Raw genomic sequence first — 23,964 nt, 5'->3', positions numbered from 1 at the left:
AAGGGGGCGTCGGCGTGTCATCGAGGGGCGGACGAGAAACGACCGGAGAGCGGTGCATGATATCGGGATATTTACGGCTGGCGCTGCTGCTCGCGGCGGTGCCGGGCGCGGCGGCGGCGCAGGACCGGCCGGTGGTGCGCACCGTCGACGGGCCGGTTCGCGGCGCGACCGAGGGCGGGATCGTCGCCTTCAAGGGCATCCCCTTCGCCGCGCCGCCGGTCGGCGCATTGCGCTGGCGGGCGCCGCAGCCGGTGGCGCGCTGGACCGCGGTGCGCGACGCCACCGCTTATGCCGCCGATTGCATGCAATTGCCCTTCCCGAGCGACGCCGCGCCGCTCGGCACCGCGCCGGCGGAGGATTGCCTCTACGCCAACGTCTGGCGGCCGGCGGGCGATGCCAGGAAGCTGCCGGTGATGGTGTGGATCTACGGCGGCGGCTTCGTCAACGGCGGCTCGTCGCCGCCGACCTATAGCGGCGCGGCGCTGGCGCGGTCGGGCATATTGGTGATGAGCTTCAACTATCGGCTCGGCCGGTTCGGCAGCTTCGCGCATCCCGGCCTCAAGCCCGCCGACGCCGATTACGGGCTGCTCGACCAGCTCGCGGCGCTGCGCTGGGTGAAGGCCAATATCGCGCGCTTCGGCGGCGATCCCGGCAACGTCACGATCATCGGCGAGAGCGCCGGCGGCATGTCGGTCCATGCGATGCTCAGCTCGCCGGCGGCGGCGGGGCTGTTCCAGCGCGCGGTGGTCCAGTCGGGCGGCGACGGGTCGAGCCACGGCGTGTCGCTGGCCACCGCAGAGGCGGCGGGCGTCGCCTTCGCCAGCGGCAAGGGCATCGCCGCCGACGATCCGCAGGCCGCCGCCAAGCTGCGCGCGCTGCCCGCCGAACAGGTGATCGATGGCCTGAACCTCGCATCGATGGGGCAGGGCGGCTACAGCGGGCCGGTACCGGACGGGCGCACCTTCGTCGATGCGCGCGCCGCATACGATGCCGGCCGCTTCGCCAAGGTGCCGGTGATGATCGGCGCGACCAGCGCCGACATCGGCGGCCCGACGGGACCAATGATCGCCGGCGCGCGCGACGTCGCCGCATTGCTCGCGAGCAAGGGCGTGCCCGTCTATCATTATCGCTTCGACTATGTCGCGACCTCCGCGCAGACGCCGCAGACCAAGGGCGCCGGCCACGCCACCGACATCCCCTTCTTCTTCGACACCGCCGCGATCAAATATGGCGCCGCGACCAGCGACACCGATCGCGCCGCGGCGCGGACGATCAGCCGCTATCTGGTCAATTTCGTGAAGACGGGCGATCCCAACGGACCCGATCTGCCCGCCTGGGGCCGCTATACCGCGACCGCCCGGCCGATGCTGACGCTGACCCGCGCCGGCACCGCGCAGGTCGCGCCGGAATGATGGCGCTCGACCGCCGCACGATGCTGGCCGGCGGGCTGGCGCTCCTCGCGACGCGGGCCGGTGCGCAGACGCCGGAAGCGCCGCGCGTGCGCCGGCTCGCGCCCGGCCTCGACCGGATGATCGCACCCGGTACGCAGCCCGAGGTGATCGCCACCGGCATCCGCTGGGCGGAGGGGCCGGTGTGGGTGCCGGCGGGGGGCTATCTGTTGTTCTCCGACCCGCCCGCCAACCTCATCCGGCGCTGGCAGCGCGGCCGCGGCGCGACGCCGTTCCTCAGCCCGTCGGGCGCCGCCGGCACCGACCCCAAATTGGTGCGCGAGGCGGGCTCGAACGGGCTCGCGCTCGATCGCGGCGGCGGGTTGCTGATCGCCAACAGCGGCGGGCGCAGCATCGATCGCGTCGATCTCGCCAGCCGGAAACGGACGGTGCTGGCCGACCGCTACGACGGCAAGCGTTTCAATAGCTGCAACGATCTCCACGTCGCGCGCGACGGCAGCATCTGGTTCACCGATCCGCCCTATGGCTTCGCCGACGGCGATGCCTCGCCGCTCAAGGAACAAGCGGTCAACGGCGTCTACCGCCGCCATCCCGACGGTAAGGTGACGCTGATCGAGGGCGGGCTGACCCGCCCCAATGGCATCGCATTGTCGCCCGACGAGCGGCGGCTCTACGTCTCGGTCTCCGACGAGGCGGCGCCGCGGATCATGGTCTACGACCTCGACGCCGCCGGCAAGCCTGGGGCAGGGCGCGTGCTGCTCGACGCGAAGGCGATGAAGGCGGCCGGCGGGCCGGGCCTGCCCGACGGGATGAAGGTCGCGCGCGACGGTACTCTGGTCTGTTCGGTGCCGGGCGGCATGATGCTCATGACGCCCGAGGCCGAGCCGCTCGGTCTGATCGAAAGCGGCGCGCCGATCGCCAATTGCGCGTTCGGCGAGAACGGCCGGGCGCTCTACATGACCGCGAACGACCGCGTCCTGCGGCTGGCACTGCGACCGGGCTGGCAGGGATAGCCGGGCCCGCAAGTCATTCCGCCGTCCTGTCGGTGTCGTCGCCCTGCCATGTCAGCGGCGGGTTCTCATAGGGTTCGCGGGCGGCCGGCTCGGCGGGGCTCGTCGTGCCCGGTGCCCCGGCGCCGCCCTTGGCGAACGTGCCCTCGACGCGGGCGCCCTGTTCGATCGTCAGCGTCTCGTAATGCACGTCGCCGACGACATGCGCGCTGCGCTGGATGACGAGGTCGTCGACGACGATGCTGCCGCGCACCGTGCCGGCGAGATGCGCCGATTGGGCGGTGATCGTGCCGATCAGCTCGCTGCCGGCGCCCTGCACCAGCGCCAGGCAGTTGATGTCGCCGTGGATCCGGCCGTCGATATGGACGTCGGCCGAGGCGGAGACGTCGCCGGTGATGACGACATCGGCGCCGATCATCGAAAAGGTGGAATTCTTGCTCATGGCGTCAGTCGCTACCCTTGTCTGGACCGGTATCTTCGGCGGCGCCGGGGGGCGTGGCGGGGCCGGCAGATTGGCGGACGATCTTCGGTGAAACATGGCTGCGCGCCTCCAGGAATGGGCGGGGGTTGGTGGGACGGCCGTTGATCCGCACCTCGAAATGCAGATGGGGGCCGGTCGATCGCCCGGTGGAGCCGATCGCGCCGATCGTCTGCCCCGGCGAAACCTGCTGGCCGACATGGCTGTGGAACGCGGACATATGCGCGTAGCGCGTGACCAGCCCGGGGCCGTGCGTCACCTCGACGCAATTGCCGTACCCGGAGCGCTGGCCGACGAAGCTCACCACGCCGCGCGCGGCGGCGTAGATCGGCGCGCCGAGCGGTCCGCGGAAGTCGAGGCCGGGGTGGAACGATCCGTGCCGGGTGAATGGATCGGAACGATAGCCGAAGCCGCTGGAGATCGAATCCATGCTGGCGGGCAGCACCTGCGGCATGCGGGAGCGCGCCTGATCCAGCGCGCTCATCCGCGCCAGGCTGGCACCGAGGCGGGCGAAGCGCGGATCGATCGAGCCGTCGGCGTTGGTCGACAGCGCGAACAGCGGCCCGCCCATCGCCGCGCCATCGTCGCGCGCCGCCAGCATCGTCCGCGGGTTGATGCCGAGCCGGCGCATCGTCGCGGCGTCGGTCGCGGCGCGGCGGTCGGCATAGCGCGTCAGGCTTTCGACGAAGGCGAGCTGGCGCGCCTCCGCCCGCGCGAGCGCGCCGGCCTCGGGCACCGCGGCGCTGACCTTGTCGATCGTCCTGCGCGCTTCGCCGCTGCTGTTGGTGACGGTTTCGTCGCTTTTGGCGTCCTTGGGCAATCTGCCGAGATGCGCCTGCGTCACCTTCTCGATGAAGTCCTGCCGTCGTTGCAGGTCGGATGCGACGCCGTCGATATTCTTGCGATAGGCGGAGACGCGGTTCTCGGCCTTCTCGACGCGCGCCTGCCGGCTCAGCAGCGCGTCGATGTCGTAGGATTCGCGCCAGCGGACCACCGCCAGCGTGACGATCGAGCCGACATAGGCCAGCGCGAGCACCGCCACGCCCGTCGTCGCCCGCTTCTGCGTGCGTGCGGAGACGCGGAGGAAGCGCACCTGCCCCTGCGAGCGCATGATGAATTCGCGATCGGGGAACCAGCGTTCGATCCGCACGCGCGCGTCGGCAAGCCGGTGACGCAAGCGAGCGAAGCGCTGCCCCGCCTGCCGCGGTTTCGGCTTGTTCAAAGCGATCCCGCTTCCCTTACCCCAGACCCTTCCTCCTTATAGGCGGGGCGCCCACGTCGAAGCCGGGCGCGCGGGCGTCACGAGCGGTTCCCTCCGCCGAAGCGCTCCGCACGCGCGACGAGTGGAGGCGAGCGCACCTGTCGGGCTTTCGCCTGCTCGCGGGCATCGGTGGAATGCTGCGGCGGCCGCGGTCCACGCGAGCGCCGGCTCAACCCCACCAATGATCCTGCGAACGCAGGAACACTGTGCCGCTCCCCTAGCCCTCCGGGTCGAGCGGCGAGAGGCGCCAGGTGCCGCGGCCGGCGCGCTTGGCGTCGTAGAGCGCTAGATCGGCGAGCTTGTAGACCGCTTCGGTCGACATCCCCTCCGCCCGCGCGACCACCGCGCCGATGCTCAGCGCCACCTGCAGGCGGTGGATGCCCGCGGTGACCGGCGCGGCGAAGGCGGCGTAGAGGCGGCGGCACATCTCGTCGATCGCGGGTTCGCCGTCGAGCCCGGCGAGGATGATCGCGAATTCGTCGCCGCCCAGGCGGAAGATGCTGTCGTTCTGGCGGATCGTCGCGCTCAGCCGGTCGGCGACCTCGATCAGCAGCGCATCGCCGACGTCGTGGCCGAGCGCGTCGTTGACCCGTTTGAACCGGTCGAGATCGATCAGCAGCAGCCCGAACGGCGCATGCCGCGCCCCGCCGAGGTGGCGGCCGAGCATCTCGCCGTACAGGCGGCGGTTGCCGAGCCCGGTCAGCGTGTCGGTATAAGCGAGCTTCTCCAGCTCGGACTGGCTGACGAGCAGCTCCGCGGTCCGCCGCTCGACCAGCGATTCGAGCTGCCGCTCGCGTTTGCGCGCCGCGCGCAGCCGCAGGTTGAGCAGCGCGAGCAGCGTCGCGACGATCACCGCGGCGGCGACGATGCGGAAGAGCGTGGTCTCGTACCACAGCGTCTCGACGTCGATCTCCAGCGTCAGCGGCGCGCCGACGACGTGCAGGCTGCCGCGATCCGCCGTGCCCAAGGCGCGGACCACCAAGGTCGAGCGGCCCGGCGGCAAATTGGTGTAGCGGGCGCTCCGGTGCAGCGCATCGACCCGCGTCCAATTGGTCTCCTGCGGGAACAGGCGGTAGACATAGGCCTGGTCGCGCGCCGCGGCATAATCGAGCCGCGCGAAGTCGGCAGTGAGGCTGCGCTCGCCCGCGCCGATGGTCAGCATCCGTCCCGGCGTCGGCACGAACGCCTTGCCGTTGCCGCGCACCGCGGTGAAGCGCAGCGGCGCGTCCGCCGTCTCGCGCGACGGCGCCGCCGGATCGATCATCGTTAACCCGCCGAACCCCGCGAACACCAGCCGACCATCGGGCAGGGTGGCGCCGGCGCCGGTCCAATAAGCGGTGAAGGGGACGCCGTCGGCGGCGTGGAGCGGCGTGATCGTGAGGCTGGCCGGATCGATCCGCGCGATGCCGCCGTCGGTGCTCGCCCAGACGTCGCCGTCGCTGCCGAGCAGCAACTTGTCGACGGTATCGTGCGGCAGCCCCTGGCGGCGGCCGAGATGCGCCACCGCATGCCACGCGCCGGCGGAGCGGCCGAAGATGGTGATGCCGCCGCCGATCGTCCCCGCCCACAATCGCCCGTCGGCATCGCACAGCAACGTGCCGACGAAATTGGCGCGCAGCGCGTTGGCGCCTGCGTCGCCGGGGCGGATGCCGACGACGCGGCCGCTGGCGGGATCGACGCGGTTGAGCCCGCGCGCGGTTCCCACCCACAGCAGGCCGTCGGGCGTGAAGGCGAGCGAACGGACGCGCAGGTCGGTGAGCGCATCCGACCAGGGCAGCCGGCGCGGCGGCCCCGGATGGCGCGCATCGGCGAGCGCGACGCCGAGGCCGTTGCCGACGTAGAGCTGGTCGCTGCGCAGCAGCACGCGCGACCAGGATTGCGCCGACAGCCGCTGCGCGCGGCGCCCGTCGAGCGACAGGCGGAACAGGCCGCTTTCGCCGGCGGTGAAGGCGGCGTCCGCGGCGAAGGCGATCGATTGGACGTTGCGCACCGCGGCCGGCAGGCGCTGCGGCGGCGCGAGGCCGCCGGCGGGGGCGGGGGAGAGGCGCGATCCCGGAATGTCCGCGGAGCCGTACCAGAGCGCCCCGTCCGGCGCGACGCCGAGCGACCAGACGCTGTCGGGCTGTTGCCGCGGATCGGCGCGCAACGCGTTGACCAGACCGAGCACGCGGCGCGGCGCGGGATCGACATAACTCAGCGTCGCGTCGCCGACGATCCACACCAGCCCCGATCGGTCGCGCATGACATGGTTGAGGCCGTTTTCGGCAAGACTGGCGGGCAGGTACGGATCATGCGCCAGGCGCCGCATCCGCATCGTCGCGGGATCGATCCCGACGATGCCCGCCCGCGACGCCGTCCATATCTCGCCGTTGCCGGCATCGATCATCGCGCCGAGCGGCACGTTGTGCCCGTCGACGGTGACCGGCAGGTGGCGGATGCTGCCGTCCGCCGCGATGACGTGGAAGCCCGATCCCGCGGTGGCGATCCACAGCCGGCCCTGGTCATCGGCATGCAGCGCGGTGATCACCCCGACCACGCCGGGCACCGGCACCGCGACGAAGCCGCCGGTGGCGTCGCGGCGGAACAGGCCCGATTCGTCGCCGACCCACAATCGCCCGTTGCGGTCGCGATGCACCGCGCCGATCCGGCCCGGCGGCAGGCCGGTGACGAGCGTCGCATGATGATCGGAGCCGCGGATGTGGCTCAACCCGGCCTCGCTGCCGACCCACAGGCCGCCGGCGTCGTCGTCGACGATCGCGATGACGTGCGCGCGGTCCAGCGGCGTGCGATTGGGCGGGCGGTGGAAGCTGTCGGTGAGCGGGTCGCGCCACAGCAGCCCCTCCGCGCTCATGCCGAGCCACAGCCGGCCGCTGCGGTCGGTGAAAAGCGTGTTGACCATCAGCTCCGGCAGCGCGCCGGCGCCGTCGGCGGGCTCGGTCGAATAGGTCTTGAAGCCGGTCCCGTCCCAGCGGGCGAGGCCGCCGTCGGTGCCCAGCCAGATGAAGCCGTCGCCGTCCTGCGCGACCGCGCGCGGCAGGCCGGCGTCGGGAATGGCGTCGTCGCGCGCGGCGACCTTGAAGAACAGATCGGCGGCCCCGGCCCAGGGGTCGGCGTGTGGCGTGGTGGCCGCGGCAAGGCCGGGGATGGGGCCGGGGATGGCGGCGGGAGTCGGACGCGCCGCCGAGCCGGTCAACCCGAATGCGGCACCCGCCAGAACCACAGCAAAGGAGCACCACCGCCACCGCATGATGCTCCTTTGCAGCGTCGACATTGAGGACTGCTTAAAATATGTTATTTTGAATGGTTTCGATCGGGCTTCGGTTCAGGGCCGATCGACATCCAACTCGTGGAAGATGACAAGTCCTCCTCCTGGCGGTGCAGGGCTATCGCATATGACCGATCGGGGTGTTGCAACGGCTTTCCCATATCCGTTATGCCGGACTTGATCCGGCATCGCGCTTGTTCGCGCCGTTCAAAGAAGCGGGACCCGGCGCAGGGCCGGGGTGACGGAGTGGATTTGGAGGGCGAACGACTTACGGGGAGGGCCGTATGCGATCACCCTGCCCTGGCGGGAGAGGGGAATTCCGCTACGACGATGAACGTCGATCCCTCCCGGCGGTCAGAACCAGCCGCGTACGCCGAGCACCAGCGCCGCGTCGCCGGCATCGTCGCGCGCCGTCACCCGCCGCCGGTGCTGCCACGACATGCCGACGTAAGGCGCGACCTGGCGCTTGATCTCGTAGCGCAGGCGCAGGCCGAGTTCGGCCTCCGACAATCCCGCGGCGATGCCGCTCGCCGGCACGTCCTGCGCGGCGAGGTTGAGTTCGGCGCGGGGTTGCAGGATCAGCCGCTGGGTGACGCGCTGGTCGTAATAGGCCTGGACGCGGCCGAGCAGATCGCCCTTGTCCGACAGGAACAGCGCGCCCTCGACCTGGAACCAATAGGGCGCCAGCCCCTCGACGCCGATCGTCGCATAGGTCCGCTTGGCACCGGCGCCGAGGTCCTGCCGCAAGCCGCCCTGCAGATCGACATAGGGGCCGATCGCCCGCGAATAGAGCGCCTGCACCTCGGCGCGGTCGATCCGGTCGGTGCTGCCGTCGCCCTCGCTCTTGACGACCAGCCGGTCGATGTCGCCGCCATACCAGCCCTCGCCGTCCCAGCGCAGCCCGTCGCGCCCGTCGCGCACCTGCACCTCGGCGAGGTCGAACAGGATCTGGCCGAAGGTCATGCCGCCATGTTCGGCGCGCATCCGGCGATCCGCCGCCGCCATCGCCACCGGATCGTAGAAGCGCGCCGCGGCGAGGTCGCGCGGCGGCGCGGGCGGCGGCGCGTCGCCGGCGGGCTGATCCGTGCCGACGGACGCAGCCGCGGCAGACGTGGAGGCGGGCGGGGAGGTTGGGGCGGGCGGGGAGGCCGGGGCCATGCCCGGCATGTCGTGCATCCCCGGCATCGCTTCCCCGGTCGCGGCGGGCGGGGTGCAATGGCCCATCGCCGCATGCTCCGGCGGGCAGGCGGCGGGCGCGGCGGTTCGCGGTTTCGCCGGCCGCGGCTTCGCCTTGGGCTTCGGCGCGACCTTGGCGCGCGCGGGCATCGGCATGCCGGGCATCTGCATCCCGCCCATGTCGTGCATCTGCGCCGCGGCGAGCGCCAGCGTCGCCAGCAGCGCGCTCACGCCCCCGCTCCGGGGGCGGGATCGGAGCGGACGCTGACCACCTGCATCATGCCCGCATGCATGTGGTAGAGCATGTGGCAATGGAACGCCCAATCGCCCGGCGCATCGGCGGTGAGGTCGAAGGTCGCGGTGCCGCCGGGCGCGACGTTGATCGTATGCTTGCGGGGGCTGTGGTCGCCATGGCCGGTGACCAGTTCGAAGAAATGGCCGTGCAGGTGGATCGGGTGCGCCATCATCGTGTCGTTGACCAGGGTGACGCGGACGCGCTCGCCCTCGCGGAACGCGATCGGCGCGGTCACCGCGTTGAGCTTCACCCCGTCGAACGCCCACATATAACGTTCCATGTTGCCGGTCAGGTGGATGCGCAACTGCCGCGACGGCGCGCGCGGATCGGGATTGGCGTCGAGCGCGACGAGATCGCGATAGACGAGCACCCGGTGGCCGGCATCGGCGAGGCCCTGCGGCGGCTCGCCGGTCCGGTCGATCGGCATCGGTGCGATCGTCTGGACGGCCGGCGTGCGCGGCAGTCCGGGCGCGGCGGCGAAGTCGCGCATGCCGTGGTGCATGCCGGCCATCCCCGCCATCGCGCCCATCCCCATGTCGCGCATCGTCGCGAGCGGGCGCCGGCGCAGCGGCGGCACCTCGGCGCGCAGGCCGGGCCGCGGGGTCAGCGTCGCCCGCGCCATCCCCGACCGGTCCCACGCCTCGGCGACCAGCGCATACGCACGATCCGCCGGCGTGACGATCAGATCATAGGTTTCGGCGACCGCGATCTGGAGTTCGTCGACCGTCACCGGCCGCACGTTCTGCCCGTCCGCCTGCACGATCGTCAGCGGCAGGCCGGGAATGCGCAGGTTGAAATTGGTCATCGCCGCGGCGTTGACGATGCGCAGCCGCACGCGCTCGCCGGGCGCGAACAGCCCGGTCCAGTCGTCCGTGGGGCCATGGCCGTTGACTAGATAGGTGTAGGTGGCGCCGGTCACGTCGGACACGTCGGTGGGGTCCATCCGCATGCCGCCCCAGGCGCGCCGATCCGCGGCGGGCTGGTCCCGCCCGGCGAGCAGCCCGGCCAGCGTCTGCTTCTGATAGTTGAAATAGCCGCCCTGCTGCTTCAGCTTGGTGAAGATCGCGTGCGGGTGCAGCGGGCTGTGGTCGGACAGCACGATAACGTGCTCGCGGTCCGCCACGACCGGATCGGCGCCGGCGGGGTCGATGACGATCGGGCCGTAATGCCCCATCTGCTCCTGCAGGCCGGAGTGGCTGTGATACCAATAGGTCCCCGCCTGCACGATTGGGAAGTCGTAGGTGAAGCTGGTGCCCGGTGCGATGCCGGGAAAGCTGATCCCCGGCACGCCGTCCATCTGGAACGGCACCAGCAGCCCGTGCCAGTGGATCGACGTCTCCTCGGCGAGCCGGTTGGTCACCGTCAGCCGTACCCGCTGTCCCTCGCGCAGGCGGAGCAGCGGCGCCGGCAACGTGCCGTTGACGCCGATCGCATGCATGGGCCGGCCGTCGATCGTCGCCATCAGGTGATCGACGGTGAGCGCGATATCGGTGCCGCTCAGCGTCGGCAGCGCCGGCGCGAGCCCCGCCGACACCGGCTGCGCCCAGGCCGGCAGCCACGGCACCGCGAGCGCGCTGAGGCCGAGGCCGGCATCGCGCAGAAAGCCGCGGCGGGAAGAAGAGGTCATGCGGGGCATCTGCGCATTCGCCGCCGGGAAGGCAAGGCCGCTCAGGCCGCCCGCGCGCCCGCGCACCGCTGCCGCCGATCGCCGGCGAAGCGCGCCAGCGCCGCGTCGAGCGACCCGGGCAGCGCGATCCGGTCGCTCGCCAGCGTCACCGCGCGCGGCCGCGGCGCGCGCCAGCCGAGCGCCGCGCCCGCCACCGGCCGCACCAGCCGCGGATCGAGCCCGCAGGCGTGCGCGATCCGCACGGCGAAAGCGGCCCAGCTCATCCCCTCGCCACCGGGGACGTGGCAGATGCCCGTCATCCCGTCGATCAGCAGGTCGAGCGCGGTATCGACCAGATCGGGAGCGAAGCCGGGGCTGACGTCATGATCGTGCGCCGCCGCGAACGGCTGGCCGCGCGCCAGCGTGTCGGCGGCGGCGACCGCGAAACTCCGTGCGTCGAACGCCGAGAACACCGCCGCGGTGCGGATCACCAGCGATCCCGACAGGGCGGCGCAGCCCGCCTCCATCGCCGCCTTGCTGCGGCCATAGGCGCCGAGCGGCCGCGGCGTATCCAATTCGACATAAGGCCGGTCGAGATTGCCGTCGAAGACGAGATCGCTCGACAGGCCGAGGCAGCCGATGCCGCGCGCCGCGCATGCCGCCGCAAGCGCGATTGCGCCGGTGGCGTTGACCGCGTGACAGGCGGCCTCGCCGGTCTCGGCCGCCTCGATCTCGTCACCGTCGACGGCCACCCAGCCGGTCGCATTGACCACCGCCCACGGCCGCAGCCGGTCGAGCACGCCGCCGATCCCTGCGCCGTCTCGCAGATCGAGCGTGCCGCGCCCGGTCAGCGCATATCGGATGCCGCGCAGCGCGCAGGCGCGCGCGAACGCCCGGCCCAGCATCCCGCTCGCGCCGCAGATCAGCAGCACCGGCGCCGGGTCGCCATCGCGATCGGCATCGCCATCGGCAGGCCGCGTGCCTGCCGGGCGGGGCAGGGGCGGGTAGATCAGCCGCTGCGGCCGGCGCCACCAGCCTTCGTCCGCGGTCACCGGATGGCGCGGCGCCCCGCCCGGCAGACCGCGCCACAGCGCCGCCAGCGCGGTCGGCCGCGGCGTGCTGGACGAGACGTCGAACACACCGGGCTCGTAAGCATCGGGCCCGGTCGGCGGCCGGGTCAGCAGGTTGTTCCAGCCGTTGCTGCCGAGCAGCGACCAGGCGGTGACCGCCCGCACGTCGATCCCCTCGCCGCGCAGCGTCACCGCCGTGTCCCAGGCCTCCGCCGCCCAGCGGAGCTGTTCCTCGCGGGTGCAGCCGTTGTGGATCTCGGTCATCGCCAGCGGTACGCGATAGCGCTGCCACGCCTCGCGCATCGCTCCGCCGAGCCCCGCCGGTGCCGGATCGAGCACCCGCACCGCCTCGGTATCCGCATAGGCCAGCCGGTCGGTGCCGCCGTGCGTCTCGACCGCATAGCGTTGCAGCCGGTGGTCGAGGAAGCGGTCGCTGGTCAGATAATGGTTCACGCCGATCACGTCGGGCGGGCAGGGATCGTCGGCGATCGCGCGCAGCCGGTCGCCGAGCCCGTGACGCGCGATCCGCTGCCACAAGGCGTGCTGCGGCACGATCCGGCCGAACAACAGGTCCCAGCTGGCCCAGCGGCGCAGATTGTTGAACGCCGCCTGCTCGCCGAGCCGCGTCGTCGCATAGGTGCGGCCGAGATCGTCGGTCTGGATCAGCCTCGCCGCCGGATTGACCCGGCGGATCGCGCGCATTGCGGCGCGGGTGCCGTCGATCTGGTTGAGCAACGCCCGCCAGAACGCGCCTTCGTCGGTGGCATGCGGATACCAATGGCCATAAAGCGCGGCGAAGCGCGCGGTGGTCAGCGGCTCGTTGACCGGCGTCCACTCCTCCACCCAGGGATAACGTTCGGCGACCTGCCGGGCGTGCTCGCCGAGGCCGGGGGCGAAGCCGTCGTCGAGCAGATCGGTGTGACGCGGTCCGCTGCCGTGATGCACCAGCCCGACGATCGGCCGCATGCCGAGGTCGCGCAGCCGCGCCAGCCGGGCGTCCGACCAGCGCCAGTCCGGCGCCACCGCCGCGTCGGGCGACACCCGCTCCCACAGCACCGGATAACGGATCGCGGTGAGGCCCAGGCCGGCGAACAGGTCGAGATCGTCGTCGCGCCGATCGTGACCGCTCAGCGCGGATTGGTCGAGATAGCCCGCACCGGTTCGGTTGACGGTGCATTCGACACCGCCCCAAAGCTCCAGGTCATGCATGTGCGTCTCCCGCCGCGCCCAACGGATGCGGTCCCACAACGTTCCTGAAATCGTGTTGATTTACATTGTGAATCAAGCGTTTAGAGGAACAATCAAGTGATGTTTCTTGTTTCTCGATGGTAAATGATCGAAATCAAGGGGATCCACGTGGCCGTACTTGCGCCGACCGCCGATATCGTTTCCACTATAGATGCCCGACCGGGCGAGCGGCCGACGCTAATCTGTTTTAGTCACCTGCGCTGGGCCTTCGTATTTCAACGCCCGCAGCATCTCATGACGCGGTTCGCGCGCGCCAACCGGGTTCTGTTCTGGGAAGAGCCGGAATTCTCGCACGGCCTCGGCGCCTCGCAATTGCGCCGTCACGTCTGCCCCGACAGCGGCGTGACCGTGATGACGCCGCTGCTCGACGACGGCCTTCGCGGGAACGACGAGGCGGAACTCGCCAGGCTGCTCGATGGTGCGCTCGCCGGCGCGACCGGGCGGACGATCCGCTGGTATTATACGCCGATGATGCTGCCCTTCTCCGATCATGTCGCGGCGGATTGCATCGTCTATGATTGCATGGACGAATTGTCGGCGTTCAAGAACGCGCCGCCGGAATTGTTGGAGCGCGAACAGCGACTGATCGAGCGCGCCGATATCGTCTTCACCGGCGGCACCAGCCTCTACGAGGCGAAACGTGGTCGTCATTCGAACGTCCACGCCTACCCGTCGAGCATCGATGCAGACCATTTCGCCCGCGCCCGTGGCCCGGTGGCGACGCCGGCGGATCAGGCGGCGATCCCCGCACCGCGGTTCGGCTTCGCCGGCGTGGTCGACGAACGGATGGACATCGATCTGCTCGCCGCCGTCGCCGATGCCCGCCCCGACTGGTCGCTCGTCATCGTCGGGCCGGTGGTCAAGATCGACCCGAACGATCTGCCGCGGCGCGCCAACATCCATTATCTCGGCGGCAAATCCTATGCCGACCTGCCGGAGTATTTGGCGGGCTGGGACGTCGCGCTGATGCCCTTCGCGATCAACGAGGCGACGCGCTTCATCAGCCCGACCAAGACGCCCGAGTATCTCGCCGCCGGCTGTCCCGTGGTGTCGACGCCGATCGTCGATGTCGTCCGCCATTACGGCGACCTCTCAGCCGTGGCGATCGCCGACACGGCGGGGGCGTTCGTCGCCGCCTGCGAGGTCGCGCTGGCGATGCGCCACGGCGACACCGCGTGGCGCGACGCTGCCGATGCGCAGATCGCGCGCGGCTCGTGGAGCAGCACCGCGCGCGACATGGCGGCGCTGATCGAGGCCGGGATCGCCGGGCGCAACCGGCACGAACCGGTGGTGTCGCCGATCGCTTGGCCCGCCGCGCGCGAACGCTATGACGTGATGGTCGTCGGTGCCGGTTTCGCCGGCGCAGTGATGGCCGAACGGCTCGCCGCGGACGGCAACAAGCGCGTGCTGGTGGTCGACAAGCGGCCGCATATCGCCGGCAACGCCTTCGACCGTCTCGATGCCGCAGGGATATTGATCCACCAATATGGACCGCACATCTTCCACACCAATTCGACCGAGATCGTCGACTATCTCTCGCGCTTCACCACGTGGCGGCCGTACGAACATCGCGTGCTCGCCGATGTCGGGGGGCAGTTGCTGCCGATGCCGATCAATCGCACCACGCTCAACATGCTCTACGGTCTCGATTTGTCGAGCGATGCCGAGGTCGACGCCTTCCTTGCCAGTCGCGCCGAGCCGGTCGATCCGATCCGCACCTCCGCCGACGTCGTCGTGTCGAAGGTCGGGCGCGAACTCTACGAGACGTTCTTTCGCGGCTATACCCGCAAGCAATGGGGCATGGACCCGTCCGAGCTCGACAAGTCGGTAACCGCACGCGTGCCGACGCGCACCGATACCGACGACCGCTATTTCACCGACCGGTTCCAGGCGATGCCGCGCGACGGCTATACGCGGATGTTCGCGGCGATGCTGGATCATCCCAACATCGATCTGCTGCTCGGCGTAGACTATAAGGACGTGCGCGACGCCTATCCGCACAACCATCTCGTCTTCACCGGCCCGATCGACGAATATTTCGATCATCGTTTCGGGCATCTCCCCTATCGCTCGCTACGCTTCGAACATCGCATCCTAGAAACCAAGCAGTTCCAACCGGTTGCGGTGGTGAATTATCCCGACGAGGGGGTGCCGCACACCCGCATCACCGAATACAAGCATCTCACCGGCCAGACCGCCGCGCGGACCAGCCTGACCTACGAATTCCCCAGCGAGACCGGCGATCCCTATTATCCGATCCCGCGCGACGAGAATCAGGCGCTCTACAAGCGTTACGAGGCGCTGGCGGTGGCCGAACCCAATGTCAGCTTCGTCGGGCGTTTGGCGACCTATCGCTATTACAATATGGACCAGGTGGTGGGGCAGGCGCTGGCGGCCTATCGTCGTTTGGCGCCGATGCTCGCCGCGCCGCAGCCGGTGCTGCGCACCGCGATGACCGGCAGCACTGCCGCCTGATCGCGGTGTTCACGCCCGCGCGCCATGGTCGATGGCGCGTCGGCATGGAACATCATAGGACGCCCAGCGCTATCCGACCTGACCCGCGGATCGCGGGATGATTTGAAGAAAGAGGTATCACGTGGCCGCAGACAAGCTCGAAATCGACAATGCTTCCATCCTCGACAATCCGAACGAGCGGCAAGTCGAGTTTTCCGGCGAGGTCGACGCCGAGGAGTTGCAGTTCGCTGTCCAATACGACGTGCTCGAAGCGTTGAGCGGCGATGCACCCGAGGAAGACGATGCGGTCGAAATGTTCAACCGCTTCTCGGACGAGATCGCCGAGGCGGGGCTCGCCGCACTGGCGCGCAACCCGGACCAGCCGTTGATCGTGATCAGCGAAAGCGACCTGGAATGATGTGACGTGTCGCCGGCAGCCCTCGACGAGGGCCGCCGGCGGTTAGCACCGCGAGGCGCTTATTCCTCGTCGGTGCCGAGCGTATCCTTGGCCGCCTGCAGCGCGGCCTTGCCGCCCTTGCGCGGGGCCTTGGCGGCACCGGCAGCGGCGCCGGCGCCTTGATCGACCTTCTGGCCGGCCTTGCGACCCAGGCCGATCGTCTTGGCCATCGCGCTGCGGCTCTCGCTGTAGGACGGCGCGACCATCGGATAATCGGGCTTCAGGCCATAACGCTGGCGATATTCGTCCGGCGTCAGGCCGTGCGTGGTCAGGTGCCGGCGCAGCGTGCGGTACGGCTTTCCGTCGATCATCGAGATGATGTGATCGCGCGATGCCAGCGATTTGCGCGCTGAAACGGCGGGAACATAGTCCTGCTGCGCCTGCTCGGGCTCGGCGGCGTCCGGGCTGGCGAGGCGGCCGACCGCGGCATGCATCGACTGGAGGAAGGCCGGCACGTCGTCGGCATTGGTGCGGGTATTGGGATTGCTGAGCCAGGCAATGGTCAGCTCGGTGGCCAGTTCGACCGTATTGGTTTCCGTCGTCATCGGGGGGTACTCGCTTAGTCGGACAATATGCGCCGGACACCTGGGGGAGGCTCGGCTATAACCTACATGCAGTTTGACGGCTGAAAGTCAAAGGAACAATTTTAGGATGGCGTCCCGAAATGGCTTCGACACTTCATATTTCCGGTACAAAGCATGATCGTCGCGCTGTCGATCGTATCCGCGATGCTAAGATCGGCGCATTACTCGGTTGCGCGAAATCTTTAATCTGCACCATTGGTGCTTACAGGGGTTAACCCGGCCGGGAACGCACCGGAGTGTTTATCCGTATCGTTTCCCAAGGTTTGCTGAACAGGAATTCCATGGCTCTCAACCCCCGCCTGTCCGGGCGCGTCGCGGCGCGGGCACATCATTCGCCCGCTGCGGCTATCCTCCAGAAAATCGAGCCGTTTTTCGCGATCGGCCAGGTTTCGGGCGGGCCGTTGCTGATCGCGACGATCTTTGCGCTGGTCGTCGTCAATTCGCCGTTCGGCGCCGATTGGGTGCGCTTGTGGGATCGGCCCGTGCGCCTCAGCTATGGTGCCTGGACCTTCGGTCGACCCGCCGCCGAATGGATCAACGATGCGCTGATGCCGCTGTTCTTCCTGATCATCGGTACCGAGGTGAAGCGCGAGTTCGTCAAGGGCTCGCTCGCCTCGTTGCAGACCGCGATCTTCCCCGTCGCCGGAGCGATCGGCGGGCTGGTGGTGCCGGTCGCGCTCTATCTCGCCTTCAACTACGGCACCCCGACGCAGCACGGCTGGGGCGTCGTCGCGGCGATGGACACCGCGTTCAGCCTTGCGATCGTTGCGATGTTCACCACTCGGCTGCCGCCGGCGGTGCGTGCGGTGTTGCTCGCCTTCGCCGCGATCGACGACGTGTTCGGGCTGCTCGTCATCGCGGTCGCATATACCGCGACGATCGACTGGTGGTTCGTCGCGCTTGCAGTGGGGGGGTATCTCGGCATCGTCGGTCTGCTGCGGCTGCGCTGGGTTTCCTCGATCCCTTATGTCCTGCTCGGCTTCGTCGTGTGGATCGGCGTGTTCGGCTCGGGCATCCACCCGACGATCGCCGGGGTCGCGGTCGGGCTGTTGCTGCCGGCCAGTTCGCGCCTGTCCGAAGGCGTGTTCGCCGAACGCGTGCAGCGCCCCGTCGACCAGTTCAAGGAAGCCGTCGCCGCCGCCGAGGAGACCGACGATCCCGCGATCGAGGAGCAGGCGCGCGATCACGCGCAACAGCGGCTCGGCTACATCCACGAAATGGCCGCCGCGACCGACGAGGCCGCAGAACGGCTCGTCCGGGTCCTCACCCCCTGGGTTTCCTACCTCGTGCTACCGTTGTTCGCCCTCTCCAACGTCCGCATCCATTTCTCGCCCGAACTGGTCGGCGAGGCGTTGCGCTCGCCGTTGAGCGCCGGCGTCATCGTCGGGTTGGTGATCGGCAAGCCGCTCGGCTTCATCGCCGCGACGTGGCTGGCGACGCGGCTGGGGCGGGCGACGCTGCCGGACGGCGTCACCTGGCCGATGGTGCTCGGCATCGGCGGCGTCGCCGGCATCGGCTTCACCATCTCGCTCTTCATCGCCGACCTTGCCTTCACCGATGTCGCCCAAACCGAACAAGCCGCGCTCGGCATCCTCGTCGCATCGATCCTGTCAGGCCTGTTGGGCTATTTTATCTTCTGGCGGGCAGCGGCGCCGAAGGCGTCGGCGGAATAGAATAGCTCAGCGCCAGCCGAGCGCGGGCGCGATGTGGCGGAGGACGGATTCGATCACGTGCGCGTTATAGGCGACGCCGAGCTGGTTCGGCACCGTCAGCAACAGCGTGTCCGCCTCGGCGATCGCTTCGTCGGCGCGGAGCTGTTCGATCAGCGTCTCGGGCTCGGCCGCATAGGAGCGGCCGAACACCGCGCGCATATTGTCGATCACGCCGATCTGGTCGCTGCTGTCGCCGCGGCCGAAATATTGCCGATCTCGATCGTTCATGATCGCGAAGATCGAGCGCGACACCGAGACGCGCGGCGTGCGGGCATGGCCCGCCTCCGCCCAGGCGGCGCGATAGGCGCGGATCTGCTTGGCCTGCTGAACGTGGAACGGCTCGCCGCTCTCGTCGGCCTTGAGCGTCGAACTCTGTAGATTCATGCCCTTCTTTGCCGCCCAGATCGCGGTGGCATCGCTGCTCGATCCCCACCAGATCCGCTCGCGCAGGCCGGGGGCATGGGGTTCGAGACGCAGCAGGCCCGGCGGATTGGGGAACATCGGCCGCGGATTGGGCTTGGCGAAGCCCTTTCCGGCGAGCAATTCGTGGAACAATTCGCCGTGGCGACGGCCCATGTCGGCATCGCTCTCACCGGGCGCGGGGGCATAGCCGAAATGGCGCCAGCCCTCGATCACCTGTTCGGGCGAGCCGCGGCTGATGCCCAATTGCAGCCGCCCGCCGCTGATCAGATCGGCGGCGCCGGCATCCTCGACCATGTAGAAGGGGTTCTCGTAGCGCATGTCGATCACGCCGGTGCCGATCTCGATCCGCTTCGTCCGCGCGCCGACCGCGGCGAGCAGCGGGAAGGGCGAGGCGAGCTGCTGCGCGAAATGGTGGACGCGGTAATAAGCGCCGTCCGCGCCGAGCTCCTCCGCCGCGACCGCGAGGTCGATCGACTGGAGCAGCACGTCCTGGCCCGAGCGCGTCGCCGAGCCGGGGGCGTCCGACCAATGGCCGAAGGAGAGAAAGCCGATGTTCTTCATCGCGACAAGCTGGGCGCGAACGGGGCGCGTCGCAAGGCTGCGCGCGGAATGGCAGCGTTTCCGAAAACCGGCCTCAGCCCGGCGCGGACCCCGTCTCGGGATCGAAGCGGGGATTGTCGAAGTCGATCGGTGACGGCTTGACCTCGGCCGGCGGCACCGCGCTCTCCGCCCAGGCACGGCAGAGCATGTCGCGCAGCATCGTCGCGCCGGCGCTGGTCCGCTCGTAGATCAGCGCGCGCACGTCCTTGTCGGCGAAGTCGCGAAAGCCATTGCGCCGTTCGAGGATGTAGACGCGCTCCATCTGGTCGCCGGCGGTATCGAGGAAGGCGAGGATGGCGTCGAACATGTCGCCGCTGCGCCGTCCGGGCGCGCCGATGCGCGGCGCGAGATCGGCGGCGGTCAGCCCCATGCCGTCGACGAAGCCGCTTTCGAACCGGCCGTGGATCGAGCGATCGGTCGTATAGCCCTTGGGATTGGCGCCGCGCCAGCCGTCGCTGTTGACCGAATCGTGCAGCGGCTGTGCGCCGTCGCCGATGTAATGGCCCAGGCGGATGACGTCGAAGGCGCAATGCTGCTCGGCGAAGGCGGGATCGCGCTGCGCCGCCTGGGCGGCGCGGACCTGCCGCATGCACACGATGATCCGCTGATAGGCCTCCATCGCCGCATAGGGGAGGGTGCCGGTCCAGCGGACGTTGGTCCGCTCCGCAGTGGCGGGATCGCTGCGCTTGATCGCCTCGTACCGTTTGAACAGCGCGATGACGAAGGCGTAGCGCGAGCGCGGTATCGGCTTGAGGAAGGTGAATTGCTCGCGGAACCAGCCGTGGTTCGGGTCTTCCTCGATCTTGGCGAAATTCTCCGCGGCGTTGCGCCACGCGTCGGGCAGCGCGGCCGAGCTTGCGATATAATCGACGTGCCGGCGCAGGAAGACCGGGCCGTCGTCGGGGATCGCGGCGATCGCGGCCCGGTCGATCACCGCATGCGCGGTGCCGCCCCAGGCGAGCGCGGGAGTCGGCAACAGGGCGAAAGCGGCGAAGAGGAAGCGGCGCATCGGCAGGGGCTTTCGGATCAGGGGTCGAGCGGGTCGCGCGGATCGATGCGCAGCGATTTGGGCGACGGGCGGAATTCCAGCTCGGTCGGCGACAGGCGGCGGCCGACCGTGCCCGGCTCGTAGCCGAGCTCCGTCCGGTTGCGCTGCGCGAAGGCCGGGCTGGCGATCGTCTCGCTCTGCCCGGGATTGCAGACGATCAGCGTGTCGCGGTCGAGCGGCGCGCCGATCGCGGCGAGCACCCGCGTCGCGTTGCGAAGATTGGTCGTCGTGTGCCGCGCATAGGGTTCGATCAGGATCGCCTCAGCGGGGACGCCATAGCGATCGATCAGCGCGCTGCGCATCTGCTCCGCCTCGGTGAAGCGCGTCGCGCGGGGATGGGCGCGGCCACCGGTTAGCAGGATGAAGGCGATATCGCCGCGCGCGAACCGGTCCGCGGCGAGGCGGACGTGGTATTTGCCATAGGGGCTGAGCGCCGCGTCCGGCGTCTCCGGGCCGACGCCGGTGAGGATCAGCGCGCTATACTGCCAGCGCGACCAGTCGAGCGTGCGCGCGCGCTTGGCGGCGGGCGCGTTGAGGCCGCCGGTGATCGGCTCGAAACCGATCGCATCGGTGCGGTCGCTGACGTCGAGCAGCGCCAGCGCGAACTCGACGCTCGGGTCGAGCATCTGCGCCGACCCGGCGCGCGGCGTCCGCGCCAGCCAGTCCGCCGCCTGCACCCGCGCGCGCAATTCGAGCGGATCGAGCATGCCGGCGCCGTCGATCTGCGGGTAGCGCGGCACCTGATTGAGCGCATAGGTGCGCAGGATCGTATTGATCCCCTCGATCTCGCGCGCCGCCTGCGCCCCCGCGCCGTCATCGGCGCGGCTGGCGTCCGCCGGTATCGCCGCGGCGAGCGCATCGCTTTCCTGGGGCGTCCACACCATCGCCTGCGCGAGGCAGGCGAGGTCCTGCGCGCACGCCGTCCGGCGCGCCGCCCGCCCGGCAAGCATCGCCGCGACGCCGGGCCGCGCCTTCACCCGCGCGGTCGCCGCCGGATCGGCACCGAGCGCGTCGAGCAGCGGGAACAGCCGGTGCGACAGCGCCGCGGCGACGCGGTCCCCGACCGGCGCGGCGGCGGCAGGCACGCTCGCCAGCATCAGCGCCGCCGCCGCCAGCCGCATCCTCACCATGATTTGCCGACGACGAGGCGGACGTTGCGGCCGAAGATCGGCCGGCCGTAGATCGCCTCCGGACTGCCCTGGCCGCTGACCTGGTCGGTGCGCGTATTGCCCTCGGTCAGGCCGTGCGCGTTGAACAGATTGTCGCCGACCACCTGCAACTGCCACGTCCCGTGCCGCACCGTCACGCCTGCGCCCGTCGTGCCATAAGCGGGCAGCGCGGTGCGATTGTAGAAGTCGACATAGCGCTTCCCCATATAGGTGTAGCGACCATAGAGCGAGATCGCGTTGCCGCCCAGATCGAAGTCGAAGCTGGGGCGGATGTTGCCGTAGATCTTGGGCTGGCGGACGATCTGCTTGCCTTCGGCCTGCGCCGGGTCGGCGCCATTGGCGTTCTGGAAGTTCTTATATTGCGGATCGCTGACCGTCAGCGCGCCGTTGAGCGTGAACCACGGCGTCACCGCGAGCGCGCCGTCGAATTCGACGCCCTTCACCTTGGCCTTGCCGATGAAGGGCACGTTGACGTCGTTGCGGCCCGTCGTCGGGTCGAAGGCGAGGAACGAGGCGTTGAGCGGATCGAAGTTGGTGTAGAAGCCGGTGACGTACAGGTACGAGCGGCCGGCGGCGAGCTTCAGGCCAGCCTCATACTGGTTGGCGATCGTGGTGATGATCGTCGGATTGATGCTCATCACGGTCTGCACGCTGGGCGGGGTCTCGAGATGCGCGGCACGGCCGTAGACGCCGATATGCGTGTTGAAGTCGTAATTGGCGCCGACCGTCCAGTTGGTCGCATGCGTCTTCAGCCGCTGGTTGATGATCCCGCCGGTGAAGGCGCGGGTCGCGTCGTCGGCCAAAGTGGTGGGATCGCCGAGGTTCGCCGCACCGGTGAGCAAGGCATAGCCGTTGTAGTTATAGCGTTCGTGGCGGATGCCCGCATCGATGCGCAACCCCGGTACGATCTCCCACGTATCGTTGGCGAAGACCGCGAACATCTGCGCGTCGGAATCGCCCTTGGTCAGCGTCGCGGCATAGCTGAGCGCGCCATTGTCGGTGACCCGGCCGATCCGCGTACCGGCGGCGTTATAGGCGACGAGATCGAGCGTGCGCGGCCGGCTCGCCACCTCGATCAGATAGTTCTGGTAGATCGTCCGGCTGTCCTCGCCATACAGGCTGCCGTACAGGCCGAGCTTGAGGTCGTGGCTGCCGAAGCCGGTCTCGAACTTCTTGGCGACCGACAGGTTGATCTGGTTCGAATAGAATTTCGAATGGATGTCGCGATACTGGCCCTGCATGACCAGGCCGGACGCGCCGTAGGGATCGTAGGGCGTGTTCGTGCCCGCCAGCACATAGCCGAGCGACGTGACGGGGCCGAACGCGGTCGTCGCCCGCGCCTGATAGCCGCTGGCGAAGGCTTTGGCATCGGAGGGATTGGTCGTCGAATAGAAAGCGGTGAAGTCGAGCTTGCCCATCGTGAAACCGGCCTTGGCGGAGACCAGCCAGCCGTCGAATTCGGCGTCATATTGCGCGCCGACGTTGAACATCCGCATGTGACGCCCGTCGCCGAGATCGCTCGCCTCGTTCTGCACGACGCCGGCGCCGTTGCGGTAGCGCAGGTCGACGTTGCGCAGCGCCGGCGAGTTCAGCGTGCCGCTGAAATAATCGATGTAGCGGTCGAGCGACACCGACGGGTTGCGCGGGTCGGCGGTCGGGATCGGCAGATAGAAGACGTTGTGATCGTTGACGTAGTTGAAGCTCACCCGCAGCGAGCCGTTGTCGAGGTCGTGCTTGATGTTGGCGCGGAACTGGCCGCCCTTGTCGTTGGGGAAGCCGTTGTCGCGATAGCCGTCGTGATAGCGGACGAAGCCGCCGACCGCATAATAGGTCCGGTCGCCGAGCGGCCCCGACTGGACGAAATCGCCACGATACAGGCCGGTGTCGCCGAGCGTCAGCTGCGCCTTTCCGCGCACCGTGTCGCGGCCGGTGACCTCGATCGCGTTGACGATCGCGCCCGAATAGCTGGCGTAGATCGGCGCCGGACCGCCGCGGACCACCTCGACGCGCTCGGTCATCAGGTCGGGCTTGAGGATCGCGTCGCCGCGGAAGAAGACGCCGTCATTCTCGTGGAACAGCGGCAGGCCGTCCTGCTGGAAGCTGACGAAGCCGCCGTCGTTGGGCAGGCCGCGGATGCGATAGATGTTCTGCACCTCGCCGCCGGTGATCTCGGTCTGGAAGCCGGGAAGCTGGCCGATGAGATCGGCGAAATTGACCGGCGCGATCTTCTCGATGTCCGCCTGCGTCACCGTGTTGATCGCATAGGACGCGTCGAAGCGGCGCTGCGCGCGCGTCGATCCGGTGACGATGATGTCGCGATCCGCCGGCTCGGGCGTGGTGGCGCCGGTCTGATCGGGTGCCGTTGCGCCGGTCTGTCCGGGTGCCGTTGCCGCAGGGGCAGTCTGCGGCGCATCCGCCTGGGGCGCCGCGGTCTGGGCGGAGGCCGGTGCCACGAGGATCGTGCCGAGCGAGACGAGCGCGGTGCTGGTGGCGAGAACGGATTTGAACATGAGGCCCCACTGTTGGTCGTTCGATATGTTGATCGTTGCCGCCGTTGCGGCGTGCGGCGCTCCTTTGGTCAAGGAATGTGACATTCCCGCATAATCGACGAAAAAACTTTCCAGCCGGGAGCGGCGGTTGCGCCGATCAACCGTCCGAACCGCCGCCGGCGCTATTGCGAACTCTTAGCGTTTGATTAC

At 69.2% G+C, this 23,964-nt stretch carries 16 protein-coding genes; 5 read left to right on the top strand and 11 right to left on the bottom strand.

Annotated elements, in window-relative coordinates:
* The first annotated feature begins 56 nt into the window (after positions 1-56).
* Positions 57-1,412 carry a carboxylesterase/lipase family protein gene (locus tag ACLBWH_RS15100; protein WP_447799688.1) on the top strand — a complete coding sequence of 452 codons (1,356 nt, stop codon included), beginning with the start codon at positions 57-59 and terminating at the stop codon, positions 1,410-1,412.
* Positions 1,409-2,422, top strand: a complete 1,014-nt coding sequence (locus tag ACLBWH_RS15095) for an SMP-30/gluconolactonase/LRE family protein (RefSeq protein ID WP_447799687.1) — start codon at positions 1,409-1,411, stop codon at positions 2,420-2,422. The genes ACLBWH_RS15100 and ACLBWH_RS15095 overlap by 4 nt, the downstream gene beginning before the upstream one ends.
* Before the next feature lie 13 nt (positions 2,423-2,435).
* On the opposite strand, the gene ACLBWH_RS15090 is transcribed toward ACLBWH_RS15095, so the two are convergent.
* The 6 genes from ACLBWH_RS15090 to ACLBWH_RS15065 form a co-directional block, all read right to left on the bottom strand.
* Entirely contained in the window at positions 2,436-2,861 is a 426-nt protein-coding gene (locus ACLBWH_RS15090) for a bactofilin family protein (protein ID WP_322849672.1), read from the bottom strand.
* A gap of 4 nt (positions 2,862-2,865) precedes the next feature.
* Positions 2,866-4,119 carry a peptidoglycan DD-metalloendopeptidase family protein gene (locus ACLBWH_RS15085; protein ID WP_447799686.1) on the bottom strand — a complete coding sequence of 418 codons (1,254 nt, stop codon included), beginning with the start codon at positions 4,117-4,119 and terminating at the stop codon, positions 2,866-2,868.
* A gap of 256 nt (positions 4,120-4,375) precedes the next feature.
* Complete coding sequence (locus ACLBWH_RS15080; protein ID WP_447799685.1) at positions 4,376-7,405, bottom strand: diguanylate cyclase domain-containing protein; 3,030 nt, start codon at positions 7,403-7,405, stop codon at positions 4,376-4,378.
* A 372-nt stretch (positions 7,406-7,777) separates the two neighbouring features.
* On the bottom strand, positions 7,778-8,830 hold the full coding sequence (locus tag ACLBWH_RS15075) for a copper resistance protein B (RefSeq protein ID WP_447799684.1): 1,053 nt from the start codon (positions 8,828-8,830) through the stop codon (positions 7,778-7,780).
* Positions 8,827-10,521 carry a copper resistance system multicopper oxidase gene (locus ACLBWH_RS15070; protein WP_447799683.1) on the bottom strand — a complete coding sequence of 565 codons (1,695 nt, stop codon included), beginning with the start codon at positions 10,519-10,521 and terminating at the stop codon, positions 8,827-8,829. The genes ACLBWH_RS15075 and ACLBWH_RS15070 overlap by 4 nt, the downstream gene beginning before the upstream one ends.
* Before the next feature lie 41 nt (positions 10,522-10,562).
* The gene (locus tag ACLBWH_RS15065) at positions 10,563-12,779 is read right to left on the bottom strand and encodes a family 1 glycosylhydrolase (RefSeq protein WP_447799682.1); all 2,217 of its coding nucleotides are present in this window, start codon (positions 12,777-12,779) and stop codon (positions 10,563-10,565) included.
* Positions 12,780-13,052: 273 nt separating this feature from the next.
* Between ACLBWH_RS15065 and glf the strand changes: the two genes are divergently transcribed.
* Both glf and ACLBWH_RS15055 read left to right on the top strand, forming a co-directional pair.
* Positions 13,053-15,293: a UDP-galactopyranose mutase gene (glf, locus tag ACLBWH_RS15060; protein ID WP_447799681.1), complete on the top strand. Its 2,241-nt coding sequence runs from the start codon at positions 13,053-13,055 to the stop codon at positions 15,291-15,293.
* 121 nt (positions 15,294-15,414) lie between these two features.
* On the top strand, positions 15,415-15,690 hold the full coding sequence (locus tag ACLBWH_RS15055; RefSeq protein WP_447799680.1) for a DUF1488 family protein: 276 nt from the start codon (positions 15,415-15,417) through the stop codon (positions 15,688-15,690).
* 59 nt (positions 15,691-15,749) lie between these two features.
* On the opposite strand, the gene ACLBWH_RS15050 is transcribed toward ACLBWH_RS15055, so the two are convergent.
* Positions 15,750-16,274 (bottom strand): MucR family transcriptional regulator, encoded by a 525-nt coding sequence (locus ACLBWH_RS15050; protein ID WP_322849665.1) that lies wholly within the window; start codon positions 16,272-16,274, stop codon positions 15,750-15,752.
* 320 nt (positions 16,275-16,594) lie between these two features.
* On the opposite strand from ACLBWH_RS15050, the gene nhaA reads away from it, so the two are divergent.
* Complete coding sequence (nhaA, locus tag ACLBWH_RS15045; protein ID WP_322849664.1) at positions 16,595-17,986, top strand: Na+/H+ antiporter NhaA; 1,392 nt, start codon at positions 16,595-16,597, stop codon at positions 17,984-17,986.
* A gap of 6 nt (positions 17,987-17,992) precedes the next feature.
* On the opposite strand, the gene ACLBWH_RS15040 is transcribed toward nhaA, so the two are convergent.
* From ACLBWH_RS15040 to ACLBWH_RS15025, 4 genes are all read right to left on the bottom strand, one after another.
* A complete protein-coding gene (locus ACLBWH_RS15040; protein ID WP_322849663.1) occupies positions 17,993-19,009 on the bottom strand; it encodes an LLM class flavin-dependent oxidoreductase in 1,017 nt (338 codons plus the stop codon).
* A gap of 73 nt (positions 19,010-19,082) precedes the next feature.
* Positions 19,083-20,057, bottom strand: a complete 975-nt coding sequence (locus ACLBWH_RS15035) for a nuclease (RefSeq protein WP_322849662.1) — start codon at positions 20,055-20,057, stop codon at positions 19,083-19,085.
* A 17-nt stretch (positions 20,058-20,074) separates the two neighbouring features.
* On the bottom strand, positions 20,075-21,217 hold the full coding sequence (locus ACLBWH_RS15030; protein WP_447799679.1) for a YdcF family protein: 1,143 nt from the start codon (positions 21,215-21,217) through the stop codon (positions 20,075-20,077).
* Between the two features lie 2 nt (positions 21,218-21,219).
* Positions 21,220-23,775 (bottom strand): TonB-dependent receptor, encoded by a 2,556-nt coding sequence (locus ACLBWH_RS15025; RefSeq protein ID WP_447799678.1) that lies wholly within the window; start codon positions 23,773-23,775, stop codon positions 21,220-21,222.
* Between the last annotated feature and the right edge of the window lie 189 nt (positions 23,776-23,964).

It is taken from the genome of Sphingomonas sp. M6A6_1c (genome assembly GCF_053345135.1).
The sequence above is the reverse complement of the archived record's forward strand: the minus strand, read 5'-3'. Positions and strand labels throughout refer to the sequence as shown.